We start from the raw sequence: 23,337 nt of genomic DNA, 5'->3' as shown, positions 1-23,337 counted from the left end.
AAATAGTTTAAACGATAGGGGGGATCTGGCTTGGCAACCGTAGCTTTAGATGAATACTTGCAGACGCTGCTGCGCAAGCAGGGGCGCGATCATAATGAATTGACCCTGCCCGCGGGGAGCAGCGATCTTGACCTCTGCACCATTTATTTGGAAAATACCAACCTGGGGATTCACAGGTACTTGACTGATGTGGTGACTTTGCTCTTTTTGGCGGCAGGGCATGAGACCTTGCGCCTTGAAAAAAAGGAGCTGGACTTTGGCGCGGGCAACTTTGTCCTCTTGGACAAGGGGGCAGCTTATGAGCTCTTGGACCCCAGCCGCGGGGCCCTGCTCTTGAAGTTCAAGTTCCGGCCAAGCCTGGGCCTGCAACCCCTTTTTGAGCAGGAATTCGCCAAGACGGATAAAGACGCCCAAGTCTGCACGGCCTGGCTCAAACGGCTCAAGCAGGATGGCTTCTTGTGGGTCAGGAACATTCCGCTGATGCCAGCCTCCAGATGCCTGCTAAACGCGGTGGATGAGTATCTGGACGGGGATGTCTTCGCGGCGACCTTGATCAAGGCCAACCTGGCCAAGGCCGCGGCTTTGAGCCTGCGCTCAGAGCGCTTTGGCAGCCAGGTTAGGGCTGCCAAAAAGGAGCCCGGCCACTTGGGCGCCCGGGAGATCAACCGCTATATTGACGCCAACTACATGGACACCAGCCTGAAGACGGCGGCCCAGGCTTTTGGCTTAAATGCCAACTACTTCTCCAACCTGGTCAAGAAGCGTACCGGCAAGAGCTTTATCGACCTGGTCAATGAGCGGAAGATGGATGAGGCCTGCGTCCTTTTGGCCAGGACGGACCTGTCGATCATGCAGATCATCCACCAGCTGGGCTACAACGGCAAGTCCTTCTTCTACAAGAAGTTCAAGGAAGTCTATGGGGTGTCCCCCAATGAAAAGCGCGATGAGCTGTTCCGGCAGCAAAAGATCAATTTGAAATAAGCCTGCTGGACGCGAAAAAGAGTCTGGGAAAAAACGGTTCAGTTGAGTATTTTTCGGGAACCAGTTTTCGAAAAAGCAACTCAGTTGGGTACCTTTGAGCTTCAGCAGCGCTCTGCTGTGATTTGAGATACATAAAAAGGCTTCTAGAAGTTTTTTCACTTCTAGAAGCCTTTTTTATTAGCTAGAGTTTTACATTTCTTGCAGCCGTTTGATCCGCTCGCTGGTTGGCGGGTGGGTGTCAAATAAGTGGCTCAGGCTGGGCCGGCGGATCGGGTCTTCAATATAGAGCGAGGCGCTGGCGGAGTTGGCCGCCTTCATGGGCTGGCTGTTTTCGATCTTGGTCAGGGCGCTGATCAGTCCTTGGGGATTCCGGGTCAGCTCCACGGAACCCGCGTCGGCCAGGTATTCCCGGTTTCGGGACAGGGCCATCTGGGCCAGGGCCGCGGCTAATGGGCCCAGGATCAGGACGAAAACGACGCCGATCACGCCGATGATCACCCCGAGCGCGTCGCCGCTGTCGCGGTCATCGTCATCGCGGTCTCCCCCGCCGAAGCCATACCAGATCCAGCGCTGGGCAAACTGGGAGATGAAGCTGATGGCTGAAACCAGAACCAGGGCAACCATGGACAAGCGGATGTCGTAGTTGCGGATGTGGGAGATTTCATGGCCCAGGACGCCTTCCAGTTCTTCGCGGTCCATCATGTCCAAAAGCCCCTGGGTCACGGCTACGGCCGACTTGTCCGGCGACAGGCCTGTCGCGAAGGCATTGGGGCTTTGGTCAGGGATCAGGTAGACCTTGGGCATGGGGATCTGGCCCACCATGGCCATGTCTTCAACGATATGAAAGAGCTGGGGATTGTCTTCCTCGCGCAATTCTTGTCCATGGTTCATGGACATGACGACATTGACTGGGTCCTGGAAGACCAGGAAACTGTAGACCAAGGCCACGACCAGGGCGGTCAGGATGCCCGGCAGGGGCTTGTCCCAGAGCAGCTGCCCCAGGCCTGCTCCAACCAGGGCAAAAATCACGGCAAAGAGGAACATGACCAAGAAGGTTTTGCGCTTATTGCGCGCAATTTGCTCGTAAAGCATTGATCCTCCTTAATATTGTGCCAAATGAATTGCTTAAAATGAAACTTTCGGAGCCTTGGTCTCTTCTTCAGGAATTGACAGGTAGTCAACCTTGCTGAAGTGGTGGATGTTGGCCACGATGTTGGACGGGAAGGTCACCAGCAGCTTGTTGTAGCTGGCCGCGCAGGAGTTGTACAGCTGGCGGGAGTAGGCGATCTTGTTTTCCGTGTTGGTCAGTTCTTCCTGCAGCTGGCCGAAGTTCTGGTTGGCCTTCAGGTCCGGGTAGCTTTCAGCCAGGGCAAAAATGCTCTTCAGGCTGTCAGTGATCTGGTTGGACAGCTGCATGGCCTGTTCGTGGTCATCGGCTGGCACTTGCACCAGCTGGTTGCGCAGGGCAACGACAGCGGACAGGGTTTCCTTTTCGTGCTTGGCGTAGCCCTTGACCGTTTCCACCAGGTTGGGGATCAGGTCATTGCGCCGCTTCAATTGTACGGTGATTTGACTCCAGGCCTCTTCGGTGTTGATCTTGGCTTTTTGCATGCCGTTGTAGGCAGAGATGTAAAAAATCGCGATCAAGATGACGAGGATCAGGAGCACGATCCAAAGGGTCATAGTTCATGCCTCCTTATCTGCATATTGCATTTTCACGTTTTTGTTTCATTAAACGCGCTCTTCATTTAATTATAGCTTATGGCATATTTCTGGCAAAATGAAAACGCCCAAAAGCCTTTGGACGTTTTCCGGAATTTTGCTGATTTACAGGGCCAGTTTGACGATCACCCAGCCGATCGCGGACAGGATGACCAGGCCAATCATTTGGTAAGTGAACCACTTAGGGAAGAACTGCTGCTTCTGGTCCTTGGAAGCGTGGGCATAGAAGGTCCGCATGACCAGCATGTTTGCCATGGAGCCGATTGGTGACCCGAAGCCGCCGATGTTGGAGCCCAAAGTCAGGGCTTCGGCGTACTTGGAGAACTTCCCGATCAAGATGGTTGAAGGAACGTTGCTCATGAACTGGCTGGAGATGATCGCCGTCCAGTAGGTGCTCATCTCAGTCCCAACGAAGCCGTGAATCAGGGTGACAACGAACGGAATCTGCTGGATGTCGCTGATGAAGACGAAGAACAGGGTAAAAGTCAAGAGCAAGGCGTAGTCGATATTGACCAGGATCTTCCAGTTTAAGATCAGGGCCCAGATGATGGAAGCGACTAATGGCATCCAGATCGGCACGAACTTGAAGACGCCGACGAAGAAGAAGAGGAAGATCACGGTCGTGACGATAGTCATTGGCCAGGAGATCTCAATTTCCACGACTTCTTGGGTTGGCACCGCATCCTTCGGAACGAAGAAGAAGATGCACAAGAAGACGGCCATGGCCGCGATCAGGTAAGGCAGGGTCCACTTGAAGAAGGTGGCTGGCATCAGGTGGTAGTTGGAGACCACGAAGATGTTGTGCGGGTTCCCCCATGGCGTGAAGGCCGCCCCGATGTTGGCTCCCATCCCGATCAAGGTGGTTGGAAGGATCTGCGGCAGCTTGTACTTCTTGGCAATGTTCAAGTAGAGCGGAATCAGGGTCAGGCAGGTAATGTCGTTGCCCAGGAACATACCGGACAGGATGGCCAGCAGGGTGAACAGGAGGTTCAGCTTGCGGGTGGAGTCAGCAATCGCCGTCAGCTTGTAGGCAATGATGTCCAAAACGTGCAGGTAGCTGTAGATTTGGATCAAGATCAGCATCGTGGCCACGGACTCGATCGTGTGCCAGTTCATGTCGCCGCTTCTAGGCCGCGCGAAGAAGAGGCTGATGATGGTGATGATGATGGTGATCTGCAAGATGCGGTCCCCGAACATCTTCTTGAAAAAGGCTAAGAAGTTTGTTGAATTGTCTTTTTTGGCAGCGTCCATATTAAACTCCTAATTTCTAGAACTTGCTAAAAGCATTGGCTTTGATGCTTAACGCAAAATTAACGAAACTGAAACTATTACTTTACTTTCAATATTTCTATTGTGTGCTATTTTTCTAAAATTCTCAATAGTTCAAAATTAACGAACAGATGTTATTGAAAAGAGTTTGACGAATCGCAAAAGGCAAAAAGTCCCAATAAAAATCCGAACATTCGCAAATGAATAACTAATAAAAACAGCTGTGAATGCCGGTATATAGCCTTTTTACGCCGATCAGCAAAAATGGGCAATTGCTACCTTTTTTAACTGAACAAAAGTGACCGACTTTTACCAACGACCAAAAATTGGTTCCAAAGCGTGGACCACTTTCTGAAAAGAAATAGCGCTTACATTGAGTGGGAGCTTTGTTAAGAATTATTAATAAAGCCAATGAGCTGGAAAAAGGCTATAATTTGACATGCGGCCCAAAGCGCCGCGCCAAGTCCAAATATTAAAGAGAGAATTTTGTCAAAATGAAGCAAACACTGAGCAAAGTCATCAAAATTGCCAACCTGCTGCTGGGCCTGCTGCTGGCCGCGTTTATGGGCAGCCAGGCCTACCGGGCTTTGGACGCCAACAGCGCCCGCTACATTACCGCGATCAAGCTGATGATCGGCCTGGGCATTTTATCCCTGCTGCTGGCGGTTCTGCCCCTGACCAGGATTTCCGCCAAATACTTCTGGGCTTTTCCTTTTGCCCAGGCAGTAGTGGCCGTCTTTTTCTGGAACAAGGTGCCCCAGCTGTGGATCGCTGGCTGCCTTTACCTCTTATACGCGGTTGCAGTGGCCTTTGTCTTCCGCTATAGTAAGTTGGATGAAGACTTGCACAAGAGCAAGAAAGAGTAGTATAATAACTACTGATTTTCGAAAATCGATGAAAGGATGAAGAGACATGTCAAGAAATATCCACACGGGCATCAACCCACACCGTCGTCCACGCAACGCTTCTAACGCTAAGAAGCGCGTTGCTCACGCAGCTGCTGTTGTTTCATACTTGAACCAAGCTGCTAAGGACGAAAACAAGTAATTGTTTTTGACTCAGATGATAAAAGACCAGGGCTCTGCCTTGGTCTTTTTCTGTTTGTGCTGACTTTTGCACGCGCGGGAGGTATATTTATGAAATTTCAATGCAGTGCCTGCGGGCTCAGGGTCGATTCCCTGCACTTTAAGCAAAAGGGCCTGATGAACCCAAAGCTGACCAGCATCTGTGACATCTGCCGCCAGCGGGGGCTGGCCGCGGAAGACTATGGCAATCCGGTGGTCAAGGTCTTTGCCGCCAACCTGCTCTTTACTTACGTGGGGACTGGGCAGGAAGTGGACGAACAAAATTTTCTGCTGGGGTCAGCCAAGCTGCGCAAGCGCTATGAGGGCTTTTTGCAGGACTTTGACGGCAATTCGCTGGTTCAGCAGCAGATCAGCCGGGAAGAGGTCAACCGGGCGCTGGTGGCCTGTGAAACGGGCGTGAGCGGCTTCGTGCCCGACCCGGGCCTGACTTTTGCCATGAATTTGGAAAAAATGGGGCTCAAGGTCAACTTCCAGCTCAATGAGGTCGACTATATCGACCGCGAGCGGATCCGCGCCAAGTACAAGTACCGCTGCCAGTACTGCGGCCGCCGGGGGAGGAGCGTGGACCACAAGGATCCCGTGTCCCTGTCCCAGAACAACCGCCTGGACAACTTGATCCTGTCCTGCCAGGAATGCAACCGGATCAAGTCAAACATGCCTTATGACCTTTTTGTCAAGCTCAACGACGAGATTCCCGCCATCAACCAGCAGCTGGTCAAGTATGAAAACGCCCTGGGTCCCTTAAAAGAGGAATTCCAGCAGCGGCGGAGGATGCTGGCGGCCAAGGTCCACTTAAAGGGCGTCGTCAATGATCCTGAGCTCAATGCCATCCGCAAGAGCAACAAGCGCCTGCAGGATGCCATCGACAGCCTGGAAGCCGACTACGATGCCTTGTGCCTGGCAAGGGAGGAACACTTTGCCAACGGCTGGAAGCTGGCCATTGCTAGCAAAAAAACAGACATCATTTAAAAATGGTAAACAAAAAGTTATCTCTTTGCTATTGACTTGTAAATTATGTAACAATGAAAGAATGCTTTGTAACCGAATGTAACAAAGTGAAAACGCAAAGCATGTGAAAAACAGCGCCAGGACTAGCCTGAGCGCTGTTTTTATAATTGTAACCTTAAGTATACCGGTTTGTAACATCCTAAAGTTATACTTGTAAATGCTCACAGGCAAACCACGATAAAAAATAGTTTAAGGAGATAAGCGATCTACATGAAGAAAAGAAATCTGTTAATGACGACCATGGCGACTTTGAGTGCCAGCGGCGCGCTTTTTGCGGCATCATCCACGGCAATGGCCGCGACGACGCATGAAATCGCGCAAAATGACACTTTGTGGTCATTATCACAAAAATATGGCGTGTCAGTGAAGGCCTTGAAGAAGGTCAACAAGCTGTCCAGCGACCTGATCATCGCGGGCCAGACCCTGAAGGTTCCAAGCAAGGCGGAAGCCAAGTTGGCCACGGCCACTACCCACAAGGTGGTCAAGGGCGACACGTTGTGGTCAATCGCCAAGAAGTACGGCGTCACCGTTGCCAGCTTGAAGAAGGCCAATAACTTGACCAGCGACGCGATCGACGTTGGTCAAAAGCTGCGTCTTTATGCTTCTGCCGCAAATACTGTCACTGCTAGCGCGGATACCGCAAACGCGTCAAGCACCAGCACTTCTGCTGCGGCTAACAGCGCTTCGGGCGCGTCAAGCAGCACTGCCAACAATTCGACCAGTCCGACTAATGCTGCTGGCAATGACAACAATACAAGCAAGACTACCGACTCTAATGCGACGAGCAGTCAAACGACTGCCGCTGGTACAAGTCAAGCCGCGCGAACGAATAACGACTCCAACAAGCCAGCGGCTTCCGCAACAACTAATTCAACCACCAGCAGTACCAGCGGCAGCAGCTCAGCTAGCGCTGCCAGCCAGGCAGTCGTCAGTCAAGCGCCAAGCGGCTCTGCAAGTTCTGCCTCAACCAGCGCCAGTGCAAGCGCAATCGCTTCGTACGCGATGAGCTTCATCGGCGTGCCTTACGTCTGGGGCGGCAGCACGCCAGCCGGCTTTGACTGCTCAGGCCTTGTGCAGTACGTATACAGCCACTTTGGCATCAGCTTGGGCCGCACGACTTATGCCCAAGAAAACGCCGGCACCAAGATCAGCGTATCCCAAGCCCAGCCAGGTGACCTTTATTTCTGGGGCTCATACGGCTCAGCCTACCACGTGGCGATTGCCCTTGGCAATGGTCAGTACATTCAGGCACCTGCCCCAGGTCAAAACGTATCCGTAGGCAGCGTAAGCTACTACGCGCCAAGCTTTGCCGTTCGTGTTCTTTAATTTTGAGACTCTAATATTTTTTCTTTCCAGCACGCGGCAAGACCAAAAGGACCCAGATGGGTCCTTTTTGGCGTTTGTGAAAAAATGTGGCTGGATCTCCCGCGGCAGGCAGGAACTTTTTTGAAAAGTAAACAAAAAGTTATCGATTTGCAATTGACTTGTAAATTTTGTAACACACGCCATTAAAAAATGTAGTAAAATAGGTTCAACTGTTGGGTTCTAGGCTACTTTTCATTTTGTAACATTAGCAATACCCATTTGTAACATCTCAAAGTTATACTTTAGGATGTGAGAAAGTATAACAATTAATTAAGAGTTTAAGGAGAAATTGCGTTAAATGAAGAAGAAAAGTCTGTTTATGGCTACTCTGGCAACGATTTCTGCCTCTGGAGCCCTTTTTGCAACCAGCGCGAACGCGAATGCGGCAATGGATCACAAGATCGTGCTTAACGACACCCTGTGGGGCCTGTCAAAGAAGTACAATGTGACGATTGATGCCTTGAAGAAGTACAACAAGCTGTCTAGTGACACCATCTACGTTGGCGACACCTTGAAGGTGCCAACCAAGGCAGAAGCCGCGCTGGCTACCGCCAAGACCCACCGAGTAGTTAAGGGCGATACCTTATGGTCACTTGCTAAGAAGTATGGCACTACGGTCAGCGCTTTGAAGAAGCTCAACAACCTGACCAGCGACACCATCTATATTGGCCAGACCCTGATCCTGCATGCCAACCTGAACACCTACGGGGTTGGCGGCGCGACGATCAGCAGCAACAGCAGCAAGGCCGCTAACGATAATGCCGGCTACGGCGCCGTATCAAGCACGACTACCGCGTCAGTGACGACAAAGCAACCTGAAAAGTCAGCTAAGCCAGCGCCAGCCAAGAAGGCTGAACCAAAGGCAAAGGCTAGTGCAGACACTGATACCAGTGCAAAGAAGAATGCTGAAAGTACGGACAGCACTAAGACTGATGCCTCAACTAGCGCCAACGCTACGACTGACTACAGTGCAAACACTGCTGATACGTCAGCTAACACTAGTGCAACGACTGACTACAGCGCAAATACTGCTGACACGTCAGCTAACACTAGTGCAACGACTGACTACAGCGCAAATACTGCTGATACGTCAGCCAACGCTAATGCAACGACTGATTACAGTGCAAGCGCTGCTAACGCTGCAAATACTTCAACTGCAGCCAATACGACCAGTACTGCAACTAGCTCAAACACTGCAAGCAAGTCAACTAATGCCAACACTACGACTGATTACAGTGCAAACGCTGCTAACACTGCAACTAGCTCAAACACGGCAAACACGACCAGCACTGCAACTAACTCAAACGCTGCAAGCACGTCAACTGCAGCCAACACGACTAGTGTGTCAACGAACGCTAACGGGGCAAATACGTCAACTGCATCCAACACGACCAGCGCTACAACTAATGCAAGCAGTCAAGCAGCCGTAAGCCAAGCGCCAACCAGCACTGCCAGCCAAAGCAGCAAGACCACGAGCGTGCAGTCCGCGGTTAAGAAGACGGCCAAGAAGACGGCCACTCCAAAGGCCGCTGCAAGCACCACTGCTTCCGCTACTGCCGGCAGCATCACTTCATACGCGATGAACTACCTTGGCGTGCCATATGTTTGGGGCGGTACTACTCCAGCAGGCTTTGACTGCTCAGGCTTTGTGCAATATGTTTACAGCCACTTTGGCGTCAACCTTGGCCGGACGACCTACACCCAGCAATACGCTGGCACCAAGATCAACATGGCTGACGCTCAAGCGGGTGACCTCTACTTCTGGGGTTCATACGGCTCAGCTTACCACGTAGCCATCGCCCTTGGTGGCGGTCAATACGTCATGGCGCCAGCCCCAGGCCAAAGCGTCATGGTCGGCAGCGTCAGCTCATACACTCCAAGCTTTGCCGTTCGCGTCCTGTAAAAAGCATCATTAAATGTAGAACGCCTAAAAAGACTCACCTAACTTAGATGAGTTTTTTTGGCAATAAAACGCCGCAGCCAAGTCCCAGGAGGGGCCACTTTGTGCTTTTTTGGCAAATAGGGCTATAATTGGAGTCAGAAATTTAAGGAGGCTATGGCAAAGCTATGGAAGAAAAAGCAAAGTTAAACCTTTTGGAAAAGTACAATCTGACTGACAGCGAGGAAAAAGCGCTGGTGATCGACGCGGTTAGTGCCATCAACCGCGGGGAAAACAAGTTCAAGGTCTTGCACGGGCTCGCTTTTGCCTTGACTGCTTTGAGAATGAACCAAGAGCTCTCTGATGGGGCCAAGGACCTGCTCAACTACCTGAACAAGCCAGATATCAATGCTGAATTGGAAAAAATGGACGTGGTCTTCGTCGCTGAATAGGACACGTTAAAAGCCCTGGGCATCGTTGCCCAGGGCTTTTAACGTTATATCTGAATTAAGCGGCCAAAGTAGCAAAAACAACCGCCAAAATGATGCCAACGATCGTGGCCGCCGCGGCCATGATCAGCTTGGATGAATTCCGCAAGTCGCACACGACCGCTTCTGCCGTGCCACAGCCGGAAATATAGACTGGAATAAAGTTGAGCCAGTCATTTGGCCGGTTCATGCTTCGCTGCACGAAGCAAAGAATGGCCGTTAAAATAACTCCCCACATAATAAATGACAAAAGATTCTTACTAATCGTTTTTGGACCTAGATCTCTGATTCTCATTTTTTCTTTTACAACACTCGACGCTGACTTTTTCATTTCTGAGTCTACTTTAGTCCGATTATAATAAAAATCAAGGGCAAAATGGGCCTTTTCGGCACTTGTAAAAGAATCGTAACGGTCATGAAAAGATCCCGGAAAATCCGGGATCTTTTATGCGCTTTAAAACTGTTTTCTGTTAGTCTGCAACCACGTGGCGTTCGAATGGGTCATCGCTGATGCCTTCAGCCAAAATGTCCCGGCACCATTCCTTGGCAGTGAAGAGGGAGTGGTCGCGGTAGTTGCCGCAGGTCTTGATAGTCGTGCCTGGCACGTCGTCCCAGGTGATGTCGTCGCGGATCTCTTTAAGCGAGTCGCGCAGAGCCCGGGCAACTTCGGTCGTTGAGTGCTCGCCCCACATAATCAAGTGGAAGCCAGTCCGGCAGCCAAATGGGGAGCAGTCAATGACCCCATCCATGCGGTCGCGCAGCAGGCTGGCCAAGAGGTGCTCAATGGTGTGCAGGCCGCCGGTTGGGATGGCGTTCTTGTTTGGTTGCACCAGACGCAGATCGAAGTTGGAGATCTTGTCGCCCTTAGGACCTTCCTCAACGGTAATCAAGCGGACGTAAGGTGCCTTAACCTTAGTATGATCCAATTCAAAGCTTTCAACTTTAGCCATAATGTGTAGTCTCCTTATTTTGTGTTTCTTTTGCCTTTGAAAAGTCCCCGAAAAGTTCAGGGACTGGCTCTTGTCACCTTTAGTATAATGTTTTGCACCGCCTTGTCAAAAGGGCGTCGCTTTCTTTGAAATATAAGATAATTGTTATTAAGCTTGCTTAAAATAGAGTACAATTATCCTAGGTATTTTTAAGGAATAGGTAATTTTTATGATCAAAGCGACGGTAGTATACGCGATCAGTGAATTCTTCTGTGCCATCATCATGTTTGGCCTGAATGCATCGCTGAAGGCGGTCACCAACTATGGAAAACGCGAAAAATGGCTCTCCCGGGTCTTTATTACCCAAGGGATGTATTTGCTTGGCGATGGGCTGAGCACCGTAATTCCTTGGCATTACGTGCCGGTCGCGGGGCCGCTGATGATCCTGCTAAACCTTTACAAGGCCTTGATGCTGGACGTCGTCAGCGTGGCGGTTTTCTTTTATATCGACAGTTGCGGGCAGCTGACTATGTCGGACACGAAGAAGAAGCGCTGGCTGGTCTGCCTGCCGGCAATTTTAGCCGCTGTCGTTGAGGTCCTCGTCTCCATTGCCAGTCCAACCTTGTTTATGTCGGTGAACATGAAGCTGACCAGCCTGTTGGACTGCCTGTTGGTTGGCGTGCCAGCCCTTTATGCCTTGGCGACGGTTGCCTTGGCCGTTCACGGGGCCAGTCAGAGCCCAACCAAGACGGTCAGGAACTTCTACTTGGTCACAGGGACCTATCCGCTGGTCATGGTCTTTTTTGGCGCTCTCGACATTTTCTTTGGCGAGATTCCCTTCTATGCCTTCGCGGCAACGCTTTGCTTGATCTTCCTCTACCTTTACCAGTTTGGCGTTTTCGTCGACACCTTGTCCTTGAGCAGCCTCAGCAATTTGAAGGGGCGCGAGCGCTTCAAGAGCTTCTTGGAAGATATTCAGAAAAAAGGTGAGACGGGCGAATACTACATCCTTTTGATCGACATGGACGGCTTGAAGTCCATCAATGACATCTATGGCCGGGAGGAAGGCGACCGGGCGGTCTACCTGGTCGGCGAAAAAGTCGAAGCTCTGGAGGAGTCGGCTCTTGGGGCTAGCTGCCACTATGGCGGGGATGAATTTTTAGCTGTCCTGCGCTTGGCAGATGAGAACGCGGTTGCCCTGACTATTGACAATCTGAAAAGCGCGATCAAGCAGTCGGCCCTGGCGGAAAAACTGGCCACCATTCCGCAGGTCGTGGTTGGCTTCGTTCGGGCGAACACGGCTGACGGAGACTTGAAGATGCAGCTGCGGATCGCGGAATCGCAGATCTATGAGCAAAAGCGTGAGTTCAAGAAGGGCAGCCAGGAAGACAACTTCTTCGTCGATAAGGTGACTGGATTGCCTAACGCCAATTACTTCAACAGCTTTGCCGGCAACTACGTCAGAGACCATATCTACGATAAGCCGGCCGTGGTCTTGGTCAACATCCGGGGGATGCAGGCCTATAACAACCATTATGGCTATGAGCAGGGGGACGCGCTCTTGAAGCGGATCGCCCAGGAATTGCACAAGCGCTTTGCCAAGGGGATCCTGGTCCGCTTCGCGGAAGACAATTTTGTGATCGTGACGGCTGATCCTGACGTGGAGCGGCTGTTGACCGAAGCAGCCGCTGAAATCAACCATAAGGAGGCCGTTGGCCTGCGGGCCGGGATCTACTACTGCGAAAGTGACCAGGACTCAGTGGCCATCGCGGTCGACAAGGCCAAGCTGGCCATGCGCTATATCAAGGACGACCGCAGCGTCGTCTACCAGGTCTATGACCAGGAAGTCAGCAAAAGCTTCGAGCGCCAGGCCTATGTCCTGGAGCACTTCCAAGAAGCCTTGGACTCAGGCTGGATCCGGCCTTACTACCAGATTGACGTCCGCAGCCTGACGGGTGCCGTCTGCTCAGCTGAAGCCTTGGCCCGCTGGGATGACCCGAAGTACGGGGTCTTGACCCCCTTCTTCTTCGTGGAGACTCTGGAAGCCGCCCACCTGGTCCACAAGCTGGACCTGGAGATCATCCGCCAGGTCTGCGAGATGCTGGCCAGACGCCTCAAGGAGGGGCAAACGGTGGTGCCGATTTCCGTCAACCTGTCCCGGGTCGACTTCCAGGTCTGCGACATTTTTGCCGAAGTGGACCAATTGCGCCGGCACTATGGCTTGGAGGCCAAGATGCTGAAGATCGAGATCCTGGAATCCACGATTGCCACCAACCCGAAGGAGCTGAAGCGGGCTATCGGCAAGTTCCATGAGGCCGGCTATGAGGTCTGGATGGACGACTTCGGTTCTGGCTACTCCAACTTCAACAACCTGGATGAATACAATTTTGACTTGCTGAAGATCGACATGGTCTTCTTGCGCAGCTTTGACGTCCGGCCGCATATCAAGACCATTCTGTCCATGATCGTTGATATGGCCAAAAAGATGGGGATGCACACGGTTTGTGAAGGGGTGGAGACCCAAGAGCAGGCCGACTTCCTCCGGGAGATTGGCTGCGAGCGGCTGCAGGGCTACCTTTTGTCAAAGCCAGTTCCCCAGGAAGAGTTTGAAAGCCAGCTGATCCACTATGCCCAAACCGATGTGGAAGACCCGGCTGAAAATGACTACTATGACTGTTTGAGCCACGTCAATGTTCTGTTTGATCCGATGATTGACAGTGGCCAAAAGCAGGACCCAGGCATCAAGCTGCCGATCGGCTTGATCGAGCGGGAGGGCGATGAGCTGGACTTTGTCTTCATGAACCACAGCTACCAACAGGTGCTGGTGGACAGTGGCTACCACCCTGACCAGTGGAGCCAGGAAGCTGGGAGCGACCGCCTCTTTCAGTCAGTCATGCTGAAGCTGATGGATGAAAGCAAAGCGGCCAATGGGGCTGAAGCGTCCCAGGTTTACGTCTTTAATGGGATCAGCTACCTCTTGGAGATCCGCTATTTGGCCACCGACCAGCTGAAGCAGAAACAGGCCTATGTCTACACCTTCGAAAAGCTTTAAGCAGATAAAAAAGGCTTCTAGAAGTTTTTTCACTTCTAGAAGCCTTTTTATTCGTTAAAGTTTTTCCAAGACGCTTTTTGCATGCCTTAGATTTGCGGACCACGGAAGTTGGCCAGGAACTTCTGGGTCTTGTCGTTTTGCGGATGGTTGAAGATCTGATCTGGCGTCCCCTTTTCGGTAACCAGGCCGTCGCTCATGAAGATGACTTGGTCAGAGACTTCCTTGGCAAAGGCCATTTCGTGGGTGACCACGATCATGGTCAAGCCAGTCTTAGCCAGCTTCTTCATCGTGTCCAGGACTTCCCCGACCATTTCCGGGTCAAGGGCTGAAGTCGGTTCGTCGAAGAGCAGGATCTCCGGGTTCATGGAGACGGCCCGGGCAATGGCAACCCGCTGCTGCTGGCCACCAGACAGTTGTCTTGGCTTAGCGTCAATGTAAGGGTCCATGCCGACGCGCTTCAGGTTCTCCATGGCGATCTTCCGGGCTTCCTCCTTGGACCGCTTCAAGACCAGCTCCTGGCCGACCATGCAGTTTTGCAGGACGTTCTTATTGTTGAACAGCTCGAACTGCTGGAAGACCATGCCAACCTTGGAGCGGTACTTTGGAATGTTGTAGTCTTCGTCCAGGATGTTGTCCTTGTGGAAGAGGATCTTCCCGCCGGTTGGATCTTCCAGCAGGTTGATGCAGCGCAGCATGGTGGACTTGCCGCCGCCGGAAGGGCCGATGATGGTCATGACTTCGCCCTTGTGGACGTCAAAAGAAATGTCGCGCAGGACTTCATGCTGGCCGTAGCTCTTCTTTAAGTGCTGGACGCTCAAGATAATTTCATTGTTTTCGTAGTCAGCCATGTTACTTGTCTCCTCCTACTTGCACTTGGTTTGCCATCATGTTGTAGTTTTCCGGACCTTCGATGTGCTTTTCGATCAGGTTGAAGATGCGGGTGATCGTAAAGGTCAGGAACAGGTAGATTGCTGAGATGACCAGGTAAGTCTGGAAGAATTGGAAGCTTTGACTGGCGATGGTTGACCCAACAAAGAACAGTTCTGAAACTGAGATGATGCTCAGGACGGAAGTATCCTTGATGTTGACGATGAACTCGTTGGTGATTGATGGCAGGCAGTTTCTGATCGCTTGCGGCAGGATGATGTGCCACATTCTCTGGTTGTGGGTCATCCCCAAGGCACTGGCGGCTTCGAACTGGCCTTCTGGGGTAGAGATGATCCCCCCGCGGATGACTTCGGCCAGGTAGGCCCCAGTGTTGATGGAGACGATGACCAAGGCCGCGAAGGTTCTGTTCATGTTCAAGTGCCAGAATTGGGCTACCCCGTAGTAGATAACCGCGGCCTGTACCATCATTGGCGTGCCCCGGAAGACTTCAACGTAGACTGACAGCAGCCACTTGCAGAAGGCCAGCAGGCCGCGCTTGAATTTCTTCTTCGGTTCTGGAATGGTCCGGACGATCCCGACCAAAAGACCGATGAAGAAGCCGACGATGGTGCCGACCAGGGAGATCAGCAGGGTCATGCCAATCCCTTCGAGGATCATGTTCCCGTAGTTCTTGATCATGGAAACCAGCCAGTTTTCCTTCTTGGTGTTGGTCTGCGGCTGCTGGTGCACGGCGTCCTTCATCAAGGCCTGGCGCTTGCTTTCAGGGATGCTGGCCAGAATCTTGTTGACGTCATTCAAAAGCTTGTCGTTGCCCTTCTTGACCCCGATGGAAACTTCAGCGTCGCTGACGGAAACCTTCAGCCCCTTCATCTTGGACAGGTTGACCCCGATGATGTTGGGGTCGACCATCTTGAAGGAAGTCAGTTCCGTGTCTTCAGCCACGTAGCCGTCGATGGTCCCGGCTTCCAGAGATTCGCGCATGGCGGAGAAGTCCTTGGAAGCTGGCTCGCGCTTGGCGCCTGGCAGCTGCTTGATCAGGTCATAGTGCAAGGTCCCTTGCTGGGCGGTCAGCTTGGCCCCCTTGAAGTCAGTCAGGTACTTGGCGTCAGCGTACTTGCTGTTCTTGTTCATGATGACCACGAAGTTGGTCGTCCGGTAAGGGCTGGTAAAGTTGATGGCCTTGCGGCGTTCTGCCGTTGGGCTCATCCCGGCGATGATCAGGTCGATCTTGCCACTGGTCAGGGCTGGCAAAAGCCCGTCCCATTGGGTCTTTTCCACGATGACCTTCTTGCCCAGCTTCTTGCCGATGATCTTGGCGATCTTGACGTCGTAGCCGTTGGCATATGAGCTGGTCCCGTCGATCTTAACGGCGCCGTTGGCCTTGGTCGTTTGGGTCCAGTTGTATGGAGCATAGTTGGCTTCCATACCGATCTTCAGCGTGTCGCTGTCGGCCTTGGCTGGCCGTGAAAGGGCGATGCCCGTGGCCAGGGTCAGGACCAAGGCCAGGACCGCGCTGATCCAGCTTCTCTTTAACTTCATCTGTATAAAACCTCCATAATATACACAGATATGAAATACAATAAAAGCGAAAGCAAAACACCCTCACTGCTTGAACAATGAGGGTGGTAAAATTCAGTATTTAATACCAAAAATCATAGCACTCCCTGGCAGGGCCAGGACAGTCTACGGGATCTTCTCCCGCAGCCCAACCAGCGTCTTGCACGACCAAGCCGTTGGTTTCGGCGATATCCCTTACTGCCAGGCTTCTGCATCGATTCGTGGATTCAGCCCGTGTTCGTGAACAATCGCAACCTCTATTGTATTGGATAATAATTTCTAACTAAGAAAAGGCTAACATATTTTTAATAATCTGTCAAGCCAAGATAACGCTTACTTTGACAAAAAGTGATAAGTGGATAACAGAAAGCCATATTCTTCACAGCCAGCCGCGGTTTGGATCATAGTCGCGCTTTTTCATGTCGGAAACGTAAGGATTGCCGGCGACGAAAAAGCGCAGGGGCTGGCTAGCCCAGAAGGGGTCCGACTGGTTGATCCCGATCCGGGGCGCGGCAATGAGTTGCTTGGCGGCCTTGCGCTTACGCGGGTCCAGGTCAATGGCAAAGGGCGACTGGCTCAAGGGCTGGCAGTCCCAGGCCCGGGAATTGACCCCCAAGGCCAGCATCAGCTTAGCCGGGCCATTGGTCAGGAGGACGCCGTCCTTGCCTCGGTTCTGGATCATCCGCTCCAGGCCAAAGGCTGGCTCGATTGCCCGGATCAAGATGCCCTGGGGCTCATCTTTGGCTTGGGCAGCCACGTCAAAGAAGAAGTACTGGCGCTGGGAGTAGATATAGATGGTGCCTGGCGGTCCATAAAGGCCTTCGTTGGCCTGGCTGCGGCGGCCGGCATAAGAGTGGGCCGCCCGGTCTTGCTTGCCCAGGTAGGCTTCAGCTTCCACAATATAGCCGCCCAGGCGCTCTTGTCCGTCAAAGTAGCTGAAAGGGCGGCCGAGCAGGTCTTTGGCCAGGTTCGCCGTGGGCATGCTGGAAAAATAGTCTTGGTAGTTCATGTTAGACTCCATTAGGAATATAATTTATTTTAGTCGATATTATTTTTGACCAAATTGGTAAAAAAGTAAATAAAGAGTCTAGAATCCAAAGCAAAGAAGGTAACAAGATGGGAGAAATCAAATTAGTCAGAATCTATGATTCAGAGCAGCCAGCGGGCTTCCGGATCCTCGTTGACCGCCTGTGGCCCAGGGGCATGAGCAAGGAGCGGGCCAAGCTGGACCTGTGGGCCAAGGAGCTGGGGCCAAGCAATGACCTGCGCAAGTGGTTTGGCCATGAAGACGCGAAGTACCCGGAATTCAAGCGGAAGTACTTCGAGGAGCTGGACCAGAATCCGGCCATGGCTGACTTCAGGGACTTGCTCAAAGAGCAATTGAAACAGGGCGACGTCTTGTTCCTGTTCGCGGCCAAGAATCTTGACCACAACCAGGCCGTCGCCCTGAAGGAATATCTTGAAGCTGAAAACGGCAGGCAGAAAAGCTAAAGCTGCTTGAAAACGTCCAAGGCGTCGCCGGTGAGCTGCTTGATGCCGGTGGCCGGAATCTCGGTCAGGTTAAGGGCCCATAGCTTGGCGCTGGCTGGCGCGTAGTTGAGCAGGCCGGCGAAGGGGTAGACCACGAAGCTGGTGCCGACGATGATCACCATGTCGCTGTTGGCAATGTGGTTGACGGAATTGCTGATGTTGTCAGGGTTGATCCCTTCCCCGTAAAGGACGATGCCTGGCCGGATGATCCCGCCGCATTCATGCCGGTAGCCCTTGGCATAATCCTCGTAGGTCAGCTGCTTGTGGCACTTGCTGCAGTAGATGTCGTAGAGGTTGCCGTGGAATTCGGTGACGTGGCGGTTGCCGGCCTTGGCGTCCAGGGTGTCGATGTTCTGGGTGACCAGGTAGCCCTTTTCGTTGCAGATCGCGGCTATTTTTTCATGAATCAGGTTGGGCTTAGCTTCTGGGAAGTACATGTTCTGCATGACGAAGCTGTAGAAGAGCTCCGGCCGGTTGAAGAGGGTATCTTCGCTCAAAATCGTTTCCGGCGGCTCGCTGACGCCGTTATAGATCCCGGTCTTGGACCGGTAGTCAGGGATGCCGGAGTGGGTTGAGACGCCGGCACCGGTCAGGAAGACTGGATGGCGGGCGGCACTTAAGTCTGCTTTGAATTCTTGCAAAAGTTGTTGGTCCATGTTTTATCCTTTCTTAAACTAGTTACTGAGCGGTTAACTCAATTATAAACCCCGAGTTTGCTATAATGTGCTTAACAAAAGCAAAAGAGGTGGCAAAAATGACAGTTGATTCGATGTTTTACATAGTGATAGACGTCCTTTTGGCTGCCTACGCTGGCTACAGCTGGTACTGGCAGGCAACGCTGGAATTGAAAGCCCGCTACCGCTGGTCCGCGATTGTTTTTCCAGTGCTGCTGATCTGGATTGGCTATGCTTGGGACTACCTGGACATTGGGGAGCCGGGCTTCAACGTCTTCTTGGCCCTGTTCATCCTGACCTGCCTGGTTGATGCCGTTTCGGGCCTGGGAAGCAAGCGGGTAGTGCTCAGCGGCTACTTCCGCCGAACCCTGCGCTACAATGAGATCATTCACGTGGTCTTGACCGCGCCGCCGGCCGGCGTGGGCGACATTTCCCTGGCGGCCTTGGAAACGGCCAAGCACCAGATCTACTACATGCGCTTTGACAAGCAGGCCAGCGAGGTACACGAGTTCCTGCTCCGCCACTTGAACAGCGGCGTCAGCATCGACCTCCGCCAGATAGGCTAGACAAAAAAGCAATACAGAAGAAAAGGACATGACCCAGAACGCTTTCGCGTAGGTCATGTCCTTTTTGGCACATTTACTGTTGATTAAAATATTGCTGCTTATTGTTCAGCCTTGCGCTTGTCGCGGGCCACTTCCAGCTTCCGCAAGAGCGGCAGGACCAGGCCGGTCCCAAAGAGGAAGATGACGACCACGATGTTCATCCACAGCTGCTTGAACCAGTTGGCGGACCCGACCACCCCGTTTTGCGGCAGGAAGGCCATGGTCGCGCAGATGAAGGTCAAAAGGAAGCACCACCAGCCGACCCCAAGGGCCAGCTTGCGGTTCTTGATGAAGACGTACTGGCCTTTCGGGAAGGTCTTGTGCTTGTAGCGCAGGATCAAGAAGCAGACGAAGACCACGGAGGTCTTGTATGGGGAAACGATGGTGTTCAGGTTCAGCAGCCAGTTGACGAAGTCGTTGATCTCCGGCAGGGTGCCCCCAAGCAGGACCAGGATCAAGGTCGTGGCGGCCGTGAAGATGTAGCTGTTGATTGGCCGGCCAGTCTTGGTCTTCTTCAAGAACCAGCGCGGCATGAACTGGACAGTCGTGTCAGACGCCAGGAAGCGGCTGGCCGCGTCGATCAAGGCGGCAATCTGGGCCAGCAGGGTTACCAGGCAGACGATGGAGTACATGTACATCAAGGAGTTGCCCATGCCGGCTTCTTGGCCTAAGAGCTGGAAGGCGTAGTAGTCCCCGTTCATCTTGAAGTCGTTTGGAATGTGCTTGGCGTCAAACAGGACGGCCAGGCCCAAAGTTTCCAGGATGACCATGCCGGCCGTCACGATGAACAGAAGCCACATGGCCTTCGGGTAGTCACGGCTTGGCTTCTTCAAGCGGGAAATATACGGTGAGGCCAGTTCCGCCCCAGACATGGCAAAGATCAGCATGCTGGCGGATGAGAAGTAGTGAACGCTGAGGTGGGGCTTGATGTTGTCCCAGGTCAGCTTGGTGGCGATATGGCCGCCGTGGGTCAAGGACCAGATGATCATGACAAAGAAGACCAGGGTCATGACTACCATGGCGATCCCGCCCCATAATGAGGTCGCGTCCAGGGCATTTTTGACCACGTTGTCAAAAATAATAAAGACCAAGACGATGGCAAAGGTCAAAAGGCTGAAGACCAAAGGCGACATCTTGTCGCCCAGGGACTTGTTCCCCAGGACGACCCAGGAAACGGAAACGACTACGGAGCTGGCGCAGTCGATCAGGTAAGGGATGGTCTGGGCCCAATACATCCAGGCGGTGGCGTAGCCAAGCAGGTCGCTGCCGGTCCCGCGGCGGATCCAGGAGGACATCCCCCCTTCTTCTTCTCCGTCATAGGCCATGCCCAGCTGGGTGGCGATCAGGGTGTAAGGCAGCTGGTAGAAGACCAGCATGAAAAGCCAGAGGACCAGGACGAAGAGCCCGTATTCCTGGTATGGGTAGAAGGGGTCTTCAAAGCTGATGACCGTCAGGTAGACGAACATCGACAGGGTAACCCAGCCCATGTAGTTTTTATCTTTTTCTTCGATCATTGTTTGTGCTTTTTCTCCAAAATAGTTAAATCAAATGCATTGCTGATTCCAAAAATTGGCCAAAGCACATGGGGCCTTGTTGTGGGGCATGGCAACCGTCTCCTTGCAAATGGTTAAGATTGTCTAAAGATAATGATAATTTTAATATAAAAGATAAACTTATGGAATATGAAAACGCCTCCCAAAGAACAACTTTGGAAGGCGCTTTTTTCTTAGAATTTGGTCAGGCCGATCATGATGGCCCCAGCCACGACCAGCAAGAGGCCGAGCAGGGTGTGGCGCATTTCCTTGTGGGTCTTCATTTCATGCAGAATCCACATGCCGCCAAGGGTGGCAATGACCACGTTCAGCTGGGACAGGGTAAAGCCGACAGCCACCCCGTTGAACTGGTTGGAGAACAGGAGGGCCAGGTTGGCTACCGCGAAGCAGAGCCCGGTCAGGATGTTGGCGAAGGATTCCTTGTTGAAGGTGTCCTTGCGGTCAACGGTCAGGGAGTAGATCAGGCTGCAGAGGAACATGGCCAGACTTTGCGGCAGCAGCATCTCCCACCCGTTCAGGTTGAAGATCCGCGGCAAGACGGCGTAGCCCACGAAGCCAACAGAAGAAATAGTCAGCAAGATCAAGCCTTGCAGGCTGCTGCCAGCCGCGTCCTTATTTTCAGAGTAGGACAGGGAGATGATCCCAAAGATGATCAAAGCGATCGCGGCCGCGCCCAGGACCAGCTGCCAGGTCTTGGTCCATTCATGGAAGTAGAAGACGGCGAAGAGGGCCGTCCCTACCAGCTGCTGGCCGGTGCTGATCGGCATGGCCTGGGACACGTCAAAGATGTCGAAGGACTTGACCTGCAGCAGCTGGCCGATAGTCCAGGAGATCCCGCAAAGCACGGAACCCAGAAGCAGGTTGCCCGTCAGGTGCTGCGGGGTCTTGATCAAGCTGACGACTACCGCGAAAAGGAAGGTCCCCATGGTCATGCCCACGACCTTGTTGGTGAACTTGCCGCCGATTTTCTGCATTACGATTGATTGGACGCCCCAGGCAAAGGCTGGGACCAGTCCGACAAAAATACCCATATTTACTATTTGCTCCTTATAATCTTGTGAATTGACATCAATAAAAACACGACAAACACATAAAAAAACATTTTAACCGTGGGGTGCTATTGCTTGGCGCGCATTGCGGCTAAAATGCTGATTTGTCAATTCTATCATAAGGACCTGGTAAAAAGAAAGTGTTTTCTTGAAAACGGATCAAAAAATGGTCACTTTTTCAAAACACTATGAAAGTAGTTTCATATTTTCATATTTTTTCACAAAATTGGCGACAGGAGGCGGGAGAAGCTCTGCAGGGCATGCATGAAGTGGGACTGCTGGTCGAACATCTCTGGCGTCATGTGGGTGCAGGCTTCCAGGTCCTTTTCGAACTGGTCGGCCATCTCTTTATTGAAGCCGCGGTCGTAGACGAAGACGTTGTCCTCAAAGTTCAGGTCGTAGGAGCGGTAGTCTTGGTTGACGCTGCCAACCGTGGCGTATTTGTCATCGACGATGATCGTCTTGGCGTGCAAAAAGCCGTTGTTGTAGGTATAGATCTTGACCCCGATCTTGGACAGCTGGCGGGCGTACCACTGGGTTGCCCGGTAGATGAAGGGGTGGTCCGGCATGCAGGGGATCATGATCCGCAGGTCAACGCCCGAGGCGGTCAGGATCTGCCAGGCGGCCACCATGGCCTCATCCGGAATCAGGTAGGGAGTCTGGATCCAGACCCGCTTGCGGGCCAGCATCATCAGGCGGACCAGGCCGTTGCGCATATATGGCTCGTCGTTGTCCGGCCCGTCGGAGACGACCTGGACGGCCATGTCGTCTTCATCGATATCCTGCTCATCCAGATCCGGGAACAGCTTCTCGTCAAAAGAGATCAGCTCCGCTTCTCTCGCGGCCGAGGCATTCCAGTCCATGACGAAGCGCTCCTGCAGCAGGAGGGAGGCTGAGCCGACCAGGCGCAGGTGGGTGTCGCGCCAGTAGCCAAACTTCTTCTTGCGGCCCAGGTACTGGTCGCCGACGTTGAAGCCGCCGGTCCAGGCGGTGACCCCGTCGATGACGACGATCTTCCGGTGCAGGTGGTAGTTCATCCGGTTTCTGGAGATCATGTTCCTGGAGGTGATGAACTGCAGGACGTCCCCGCCAGCCTCGGTCAGCTGGTTGAACCAGGCCTTGGAAGCCCCAAAGGAGCCCCAGGCGTCGTAAAGAACGCGGACCTGGACCCCTTCTTTGGCCTTTTGGATCAGCAGGTGCAAAAAGTCATTGCCGATCTGGTCGTTATAGATGGTGTAGTACTCGACGTTGATGGAAGACTTGGCGGCCTTGATGTCCTTGAACAAGTCGCGGAACTTGTCGTGACCGTCCGTATAGAGCTTGAGCTTGTTGTTCTTGGTGATGGGCGACTCCCCGTCCTTGTCCAGGTACTTGATCAGGATCTTGGCGCTGGGGGAGCTGTCGGCCCGGTCGATCTTGGCTGGGGCCTTGGTGATCATCTTCTGGACATTGGAGAGGCCAATGTGCTTCTGGCGGTTGATGGCAAAAAGGTTTTCCTGGGAAATTCCCCGGCCGAGGAAGCCGTAGGCAATGAAGCCGCCGATGGGGAAGATCAGGAGAACGATCAGCCAAGCCCAGGAGGTAGCAACCGACCGCTTGCGGTGGAAGACGGTCCAGAGGGCTAGAATCGCGTTGGCGAAGAAAATGATGTGCCAGACGTCGATCCAAGAGAAAGCTGTCATATCTGCTCCTTTCTATATTTC

22 protein-coding genes are annotated in these 23,337 nt (G+C 52.7%); 10 read left to right on the top strand and 12 right to left on the bottom strand.

Going from position 1 to position 23,337, the window contains the following annotated elements; translation table 11 throughout:
- Positions 1-30 precede the first annotated feature (30 nt).
- Complete coding sequence (locus tag OCH80_RS01460; RefSeq protein WP_404537314.1) at positions 31-981, top strand: helix-turn-helix domain-containing protein; 951 nt, start codon at positions 31-33, stop codon at positions 979-981.
- Positions 982-1,170: 189 nt separating this feature from the next.
- Here the strand turns inward: OCH80_RS01460 and htpX are convergent, their stop codons facing one another.
- From htpX to OCH80_RS01445, 3 genes are all read right to left on the bottom strand, one after another.
- Positions 1,171-2,073 carry a zinc metalloprotease HtpX gene (gene htpX, locus OCH80_RS01455; protein WP_404537312.1) on the bottom strand — a complete coding sequence of 301 codons (903 nt, stop codon included), beginning with the start codon at positions 2,071-2,073 and terminating at the stop codon, positions 1,171-1,173.
- Positions 2,074-2,106: 33 nt separating this feature from the next.
- Entirely contained in the window at positions 2,107-2,664 is a 558-nt protein-coding gene (locus tag OCH80_RS01450) for a LemA family protein (RefSeq protein ID WP_154548870.1), read from the bottom strand.
- Positions 2,665-2,808: 144 nt separating this feature from the next.
- Positions 2,809-3,954 (bottom strand): SLC13 family permease, encoded by a 1,146-nt coding sequence (locus OCH80_RS01445; RefSeq protein ID WP_404537310.1) that lies wholly within the window; start codon positions 3,952-3,954, stop codon positions 2,809-2,811.
- A gap of 512 nt (positions 3,955-4,466) precedes the next feature.
- On the opposite strand from OCH80_RS01445, the gene OCH80_RS01440 reads away from it, so the two are divergent.
- The 6 genes from OCH80_RS01440 to OCH80_RS01415 all read left to right on the top strand — a co-directional run bounded on the left by OCH80_RS01440 (position 4,467) and on the right by OCH80_RS01415 (position 9,761).
- On the top strand, positions 4,467-4,838 hold the full coding sequence (locus OCH80_RS01440) for a hypothetical protein (protein WP_404537308.1): 372 nt from the start codon (positions 4,467-4,469) through the stop codon (positions 4,836-4,838).
- A gap of 46 nt (positions 4,839-4,884) precedes the next feature.
- Positions 4,885-5,019, top strand: coding sequence for a hypothetical protein (locus OCH80_RS01435; RefSeq protein WP_154548864.1), 135 nt, complete (start codon positions 4,885-4,887; stop codon positions 5,017-5,019).
- An 89-nt stretch (positions 5,020-5,108) separates the two neighbouring features.
- Positions 5,109-6,026, top strand: a complete 918-nt coding sequence (locus tag OCH80_RS01430; protein ID WP_404537306.1) for an HNH endonuclease — start codon at positions 5,109-5,111, stop codon at positions 6,024-6,026.
- Between the two features lie 249 nt (positions 6,027-6,275).
- Positions 6,276-7,391 (top strand): LysM peptidoglycan-binding domain-containing protein, encoded by a 1,116-nt coding sequence (locus OCH80_RS01425; protein WP_404537304.1) that lies wholly within the window; start codon positions 6,276-6,278, stop codon positions 7,389-7,391.
- Positions 7,392-7,728: 337 nt separating this feature from the next.
- Positions 7,729-9,333, top strand: coding sequence for a LysM peptidoglycan-binding domain-containing protein (locus OCH80_RS01420; RefSeq protein WP_404537302.1), 1,605 nt, complete (start codon positions 7,729-7,731; stop codon positions 9,331-9,333).
- Positions 9,334-9,497: 164 nt separating this feature from the next.
- Positions 9,498-9,761: a hypothetical protein gene (locus OCH80_RS01415; RefSeq protein ID WP_154548856.1), complete on the top strand. Its 264-nt coding sequence runs from the start codon at positions 9,498-9,500 to the stop codon at positions 9,759-9,761.
- A 55-nt stretch (positions 9,762-9,816) separates the two neighbouring features.
- On the opposite strand, the gene OCH80_RS01410 is transcribed toward OCH80_RS01415, so the two are convergent.
- Both OCH80_RS01410 and OCH80_RS01405 read right to left on the bottom strand, forming a co-directional pair.
- Positions 9,817-9,987, bottom strand: a complete 171-nt coding sequence (locus OCH80_RS01410; RefSeq protein WP_206988032.1) for a hypothetical protein — start codon at positions 9,985-9,987, stop codon at positions 9,817-9,819.
- A 280-nt stretch (positions 9,988-10,267) separates the two neighbouring features.
- Positions 10,268-10,747, bottom strand: coding sequence for an S-ribosylhomocysteine lyase (locus OCH80_RS01405; protein WP_154548852.1), 480 nt, complete (start codon positions 10,745-10,747; stop codon positions 10,268-10,270).
- A 208-nt stretch (positions 10,748-10,955) separates the two neighbouring features.
- Between OCH80_RS01405 and OCH80_RS01400 the strand changes: the two genes are divergently transcribed.
- A complete protein-coding gene (locus tag OCH80_RS01400; RefSeq protein ID WP_404537299.1) occupies positions 10,956-13,778 on the top strand; it encodes an EAL domain-containing protein in 2,823 nt (940 codons plus the stop codon).
- 86 nt (positions 13,779-13,864) lie between these two features.
- Here the strand turns inward: OCH80_RS01400 and OCH80_RS01395 are convergent, their stop codons facing one another.
- From OCH80_RS01395 to OCH80_RS01385, 3 genes are all read right to left on the bottom strand, one after another.
- The gene (locus OCH80_RS01395; RefSeq protein ID WP_209007164.1) at positions 13,865-14,626 is read right to left on the bottom strand and encodes an ATP-binding cassette domain-containing protein; all 762 of its coding nucleotides are present in this window, start codon (positions 14,624-14,626) and stop codon (positions 13,865-13,867) included.
- Position 14,627: 1 nt separating this feature from the next.
- The gene (locus OCH80_RS01390) at positions 14,628-16,205 is read right to left on the bottom strand and encodes an ABC transporter substrate-binding protein/permease (RefSeq protein WP_404537297.1); all 1,578 of its coding nucleotides are present in this window, start codon (positions 16,203-16,205) and stop codon (positions 14,628-14,630) included.
- 397 nt (positions 16,206-16,602) lie between these two features.
- A complete protein-coding gene (locus tag OCH80_RS01385; RefSeq protein ID WP_404537295.1) occupies positions 16,603-17,232 on the bottom strand; it encodes a DNA-3-methyladenine glycosylase in 630 nt (209 codons plus the stop codon).
- A gap of 107 nt (positions 17,233-17,339) precedes the next feature.
- Here OCH80_RS01385 and OCH80_RS01380 point away from each other — a divergent pair, with 107 nt between their 5' ends.
- Complete coding sequence (locus tag OCH80_RS01380) at positions 17,340-17,714, top strand: DUF488 domain-containing protein (RefSeq protein ID WP_404537293.1); 375 nt, start codon at positions 17,340-17,342, stop codon at positions 17,712-17,714.
- Here OCH80_RS01380 and OCH80_RS01375 read toward each other — a convergent pair.
- Complete coding sequence (locus OCH80_RS01375; RefSeq protein ID WP_404537291.1) at positions 17,711-18,409, bottom strand: NAD-dependent protein deacylase; 699 nt, start codon at positions 18,407-18,409, stop codon at positions 17,711-17,713. The two genes, OCH80_RS01380 and OCH80_RS01375, sit on opposite strands and share 4 nt — an antisense overlap.
- A gap of 98 nt (positions 18,410-18,507) precedes the next feature.
- On the opposite strand from OCH80_RS01375, the gene OCH80_RS01370 reads away from it, so the two are divergent.
- Positions 18,508-18,993 (top strand): hypothetical protein, encoded by a 486-nt coding sequence (locus OCH80_RS01370; RefSeq protein ID WP_154548838.1) that lies wholly within the window; start codon positions 18,508-18,510, stop codon positions 18,991-18,993.
- Positions 18,994-19,091: 98 nt separating this feature from the next.
- On the opposite strand, the gene OCH80_RS01365 is transcribed toward OCH80_RS01370, so the two are convergent.
- From OCH80_RS01365 to cls, 3 genes are all read right to left on the bottom strand, one after another.
- A complete protein-coding gene (locus OCH80_RS01365; RefSeq protein WP_404537289.1) occupies positions 19,092-20,546 on the bottom strand; it encodes an APC family permease in 1,455 nt (484 codons plus the stop codon).
- 212 nt (positions 20,547-20,758) lie between these two features.
- Entirely contained in the window at positions 20,759-21,616 is an 858-nt protein-coding gene (locus tag OCH80_RS01360; RefSeq protein WP_154548251.1) for a GRP family sugar transporter, read from the bottom strand.
- Between the two features lie 236 nt (positions 21,617-21,852).
- Positions 21,853-23,316, bottom strand: coding sequence for a cardiolipin synthase (cls, locus tag OCH80_RS01355; RefSeq protein WP_154548253.1), 1,464 nt, complete (start codon positions 23,314-23,316; stop codon positions 21,853-21,855).
- Positions 23,317-23,337: the final 21 nt, after the last annotated feature.

It is taken from the genome of Lactobacillus sp. 23-2 (assembly GCF_044902225.1).
Lineage (GTDB): Bacteria > Bacillota > Bacilli > Lactobacillales > Lactobacillaceae > Lactobacillus > Lactobacillus absianus.
Note: the sequence above shows the minus strand (reverse complement) of the source record. Positions and strands in the feature narration are given on the sequence as shown.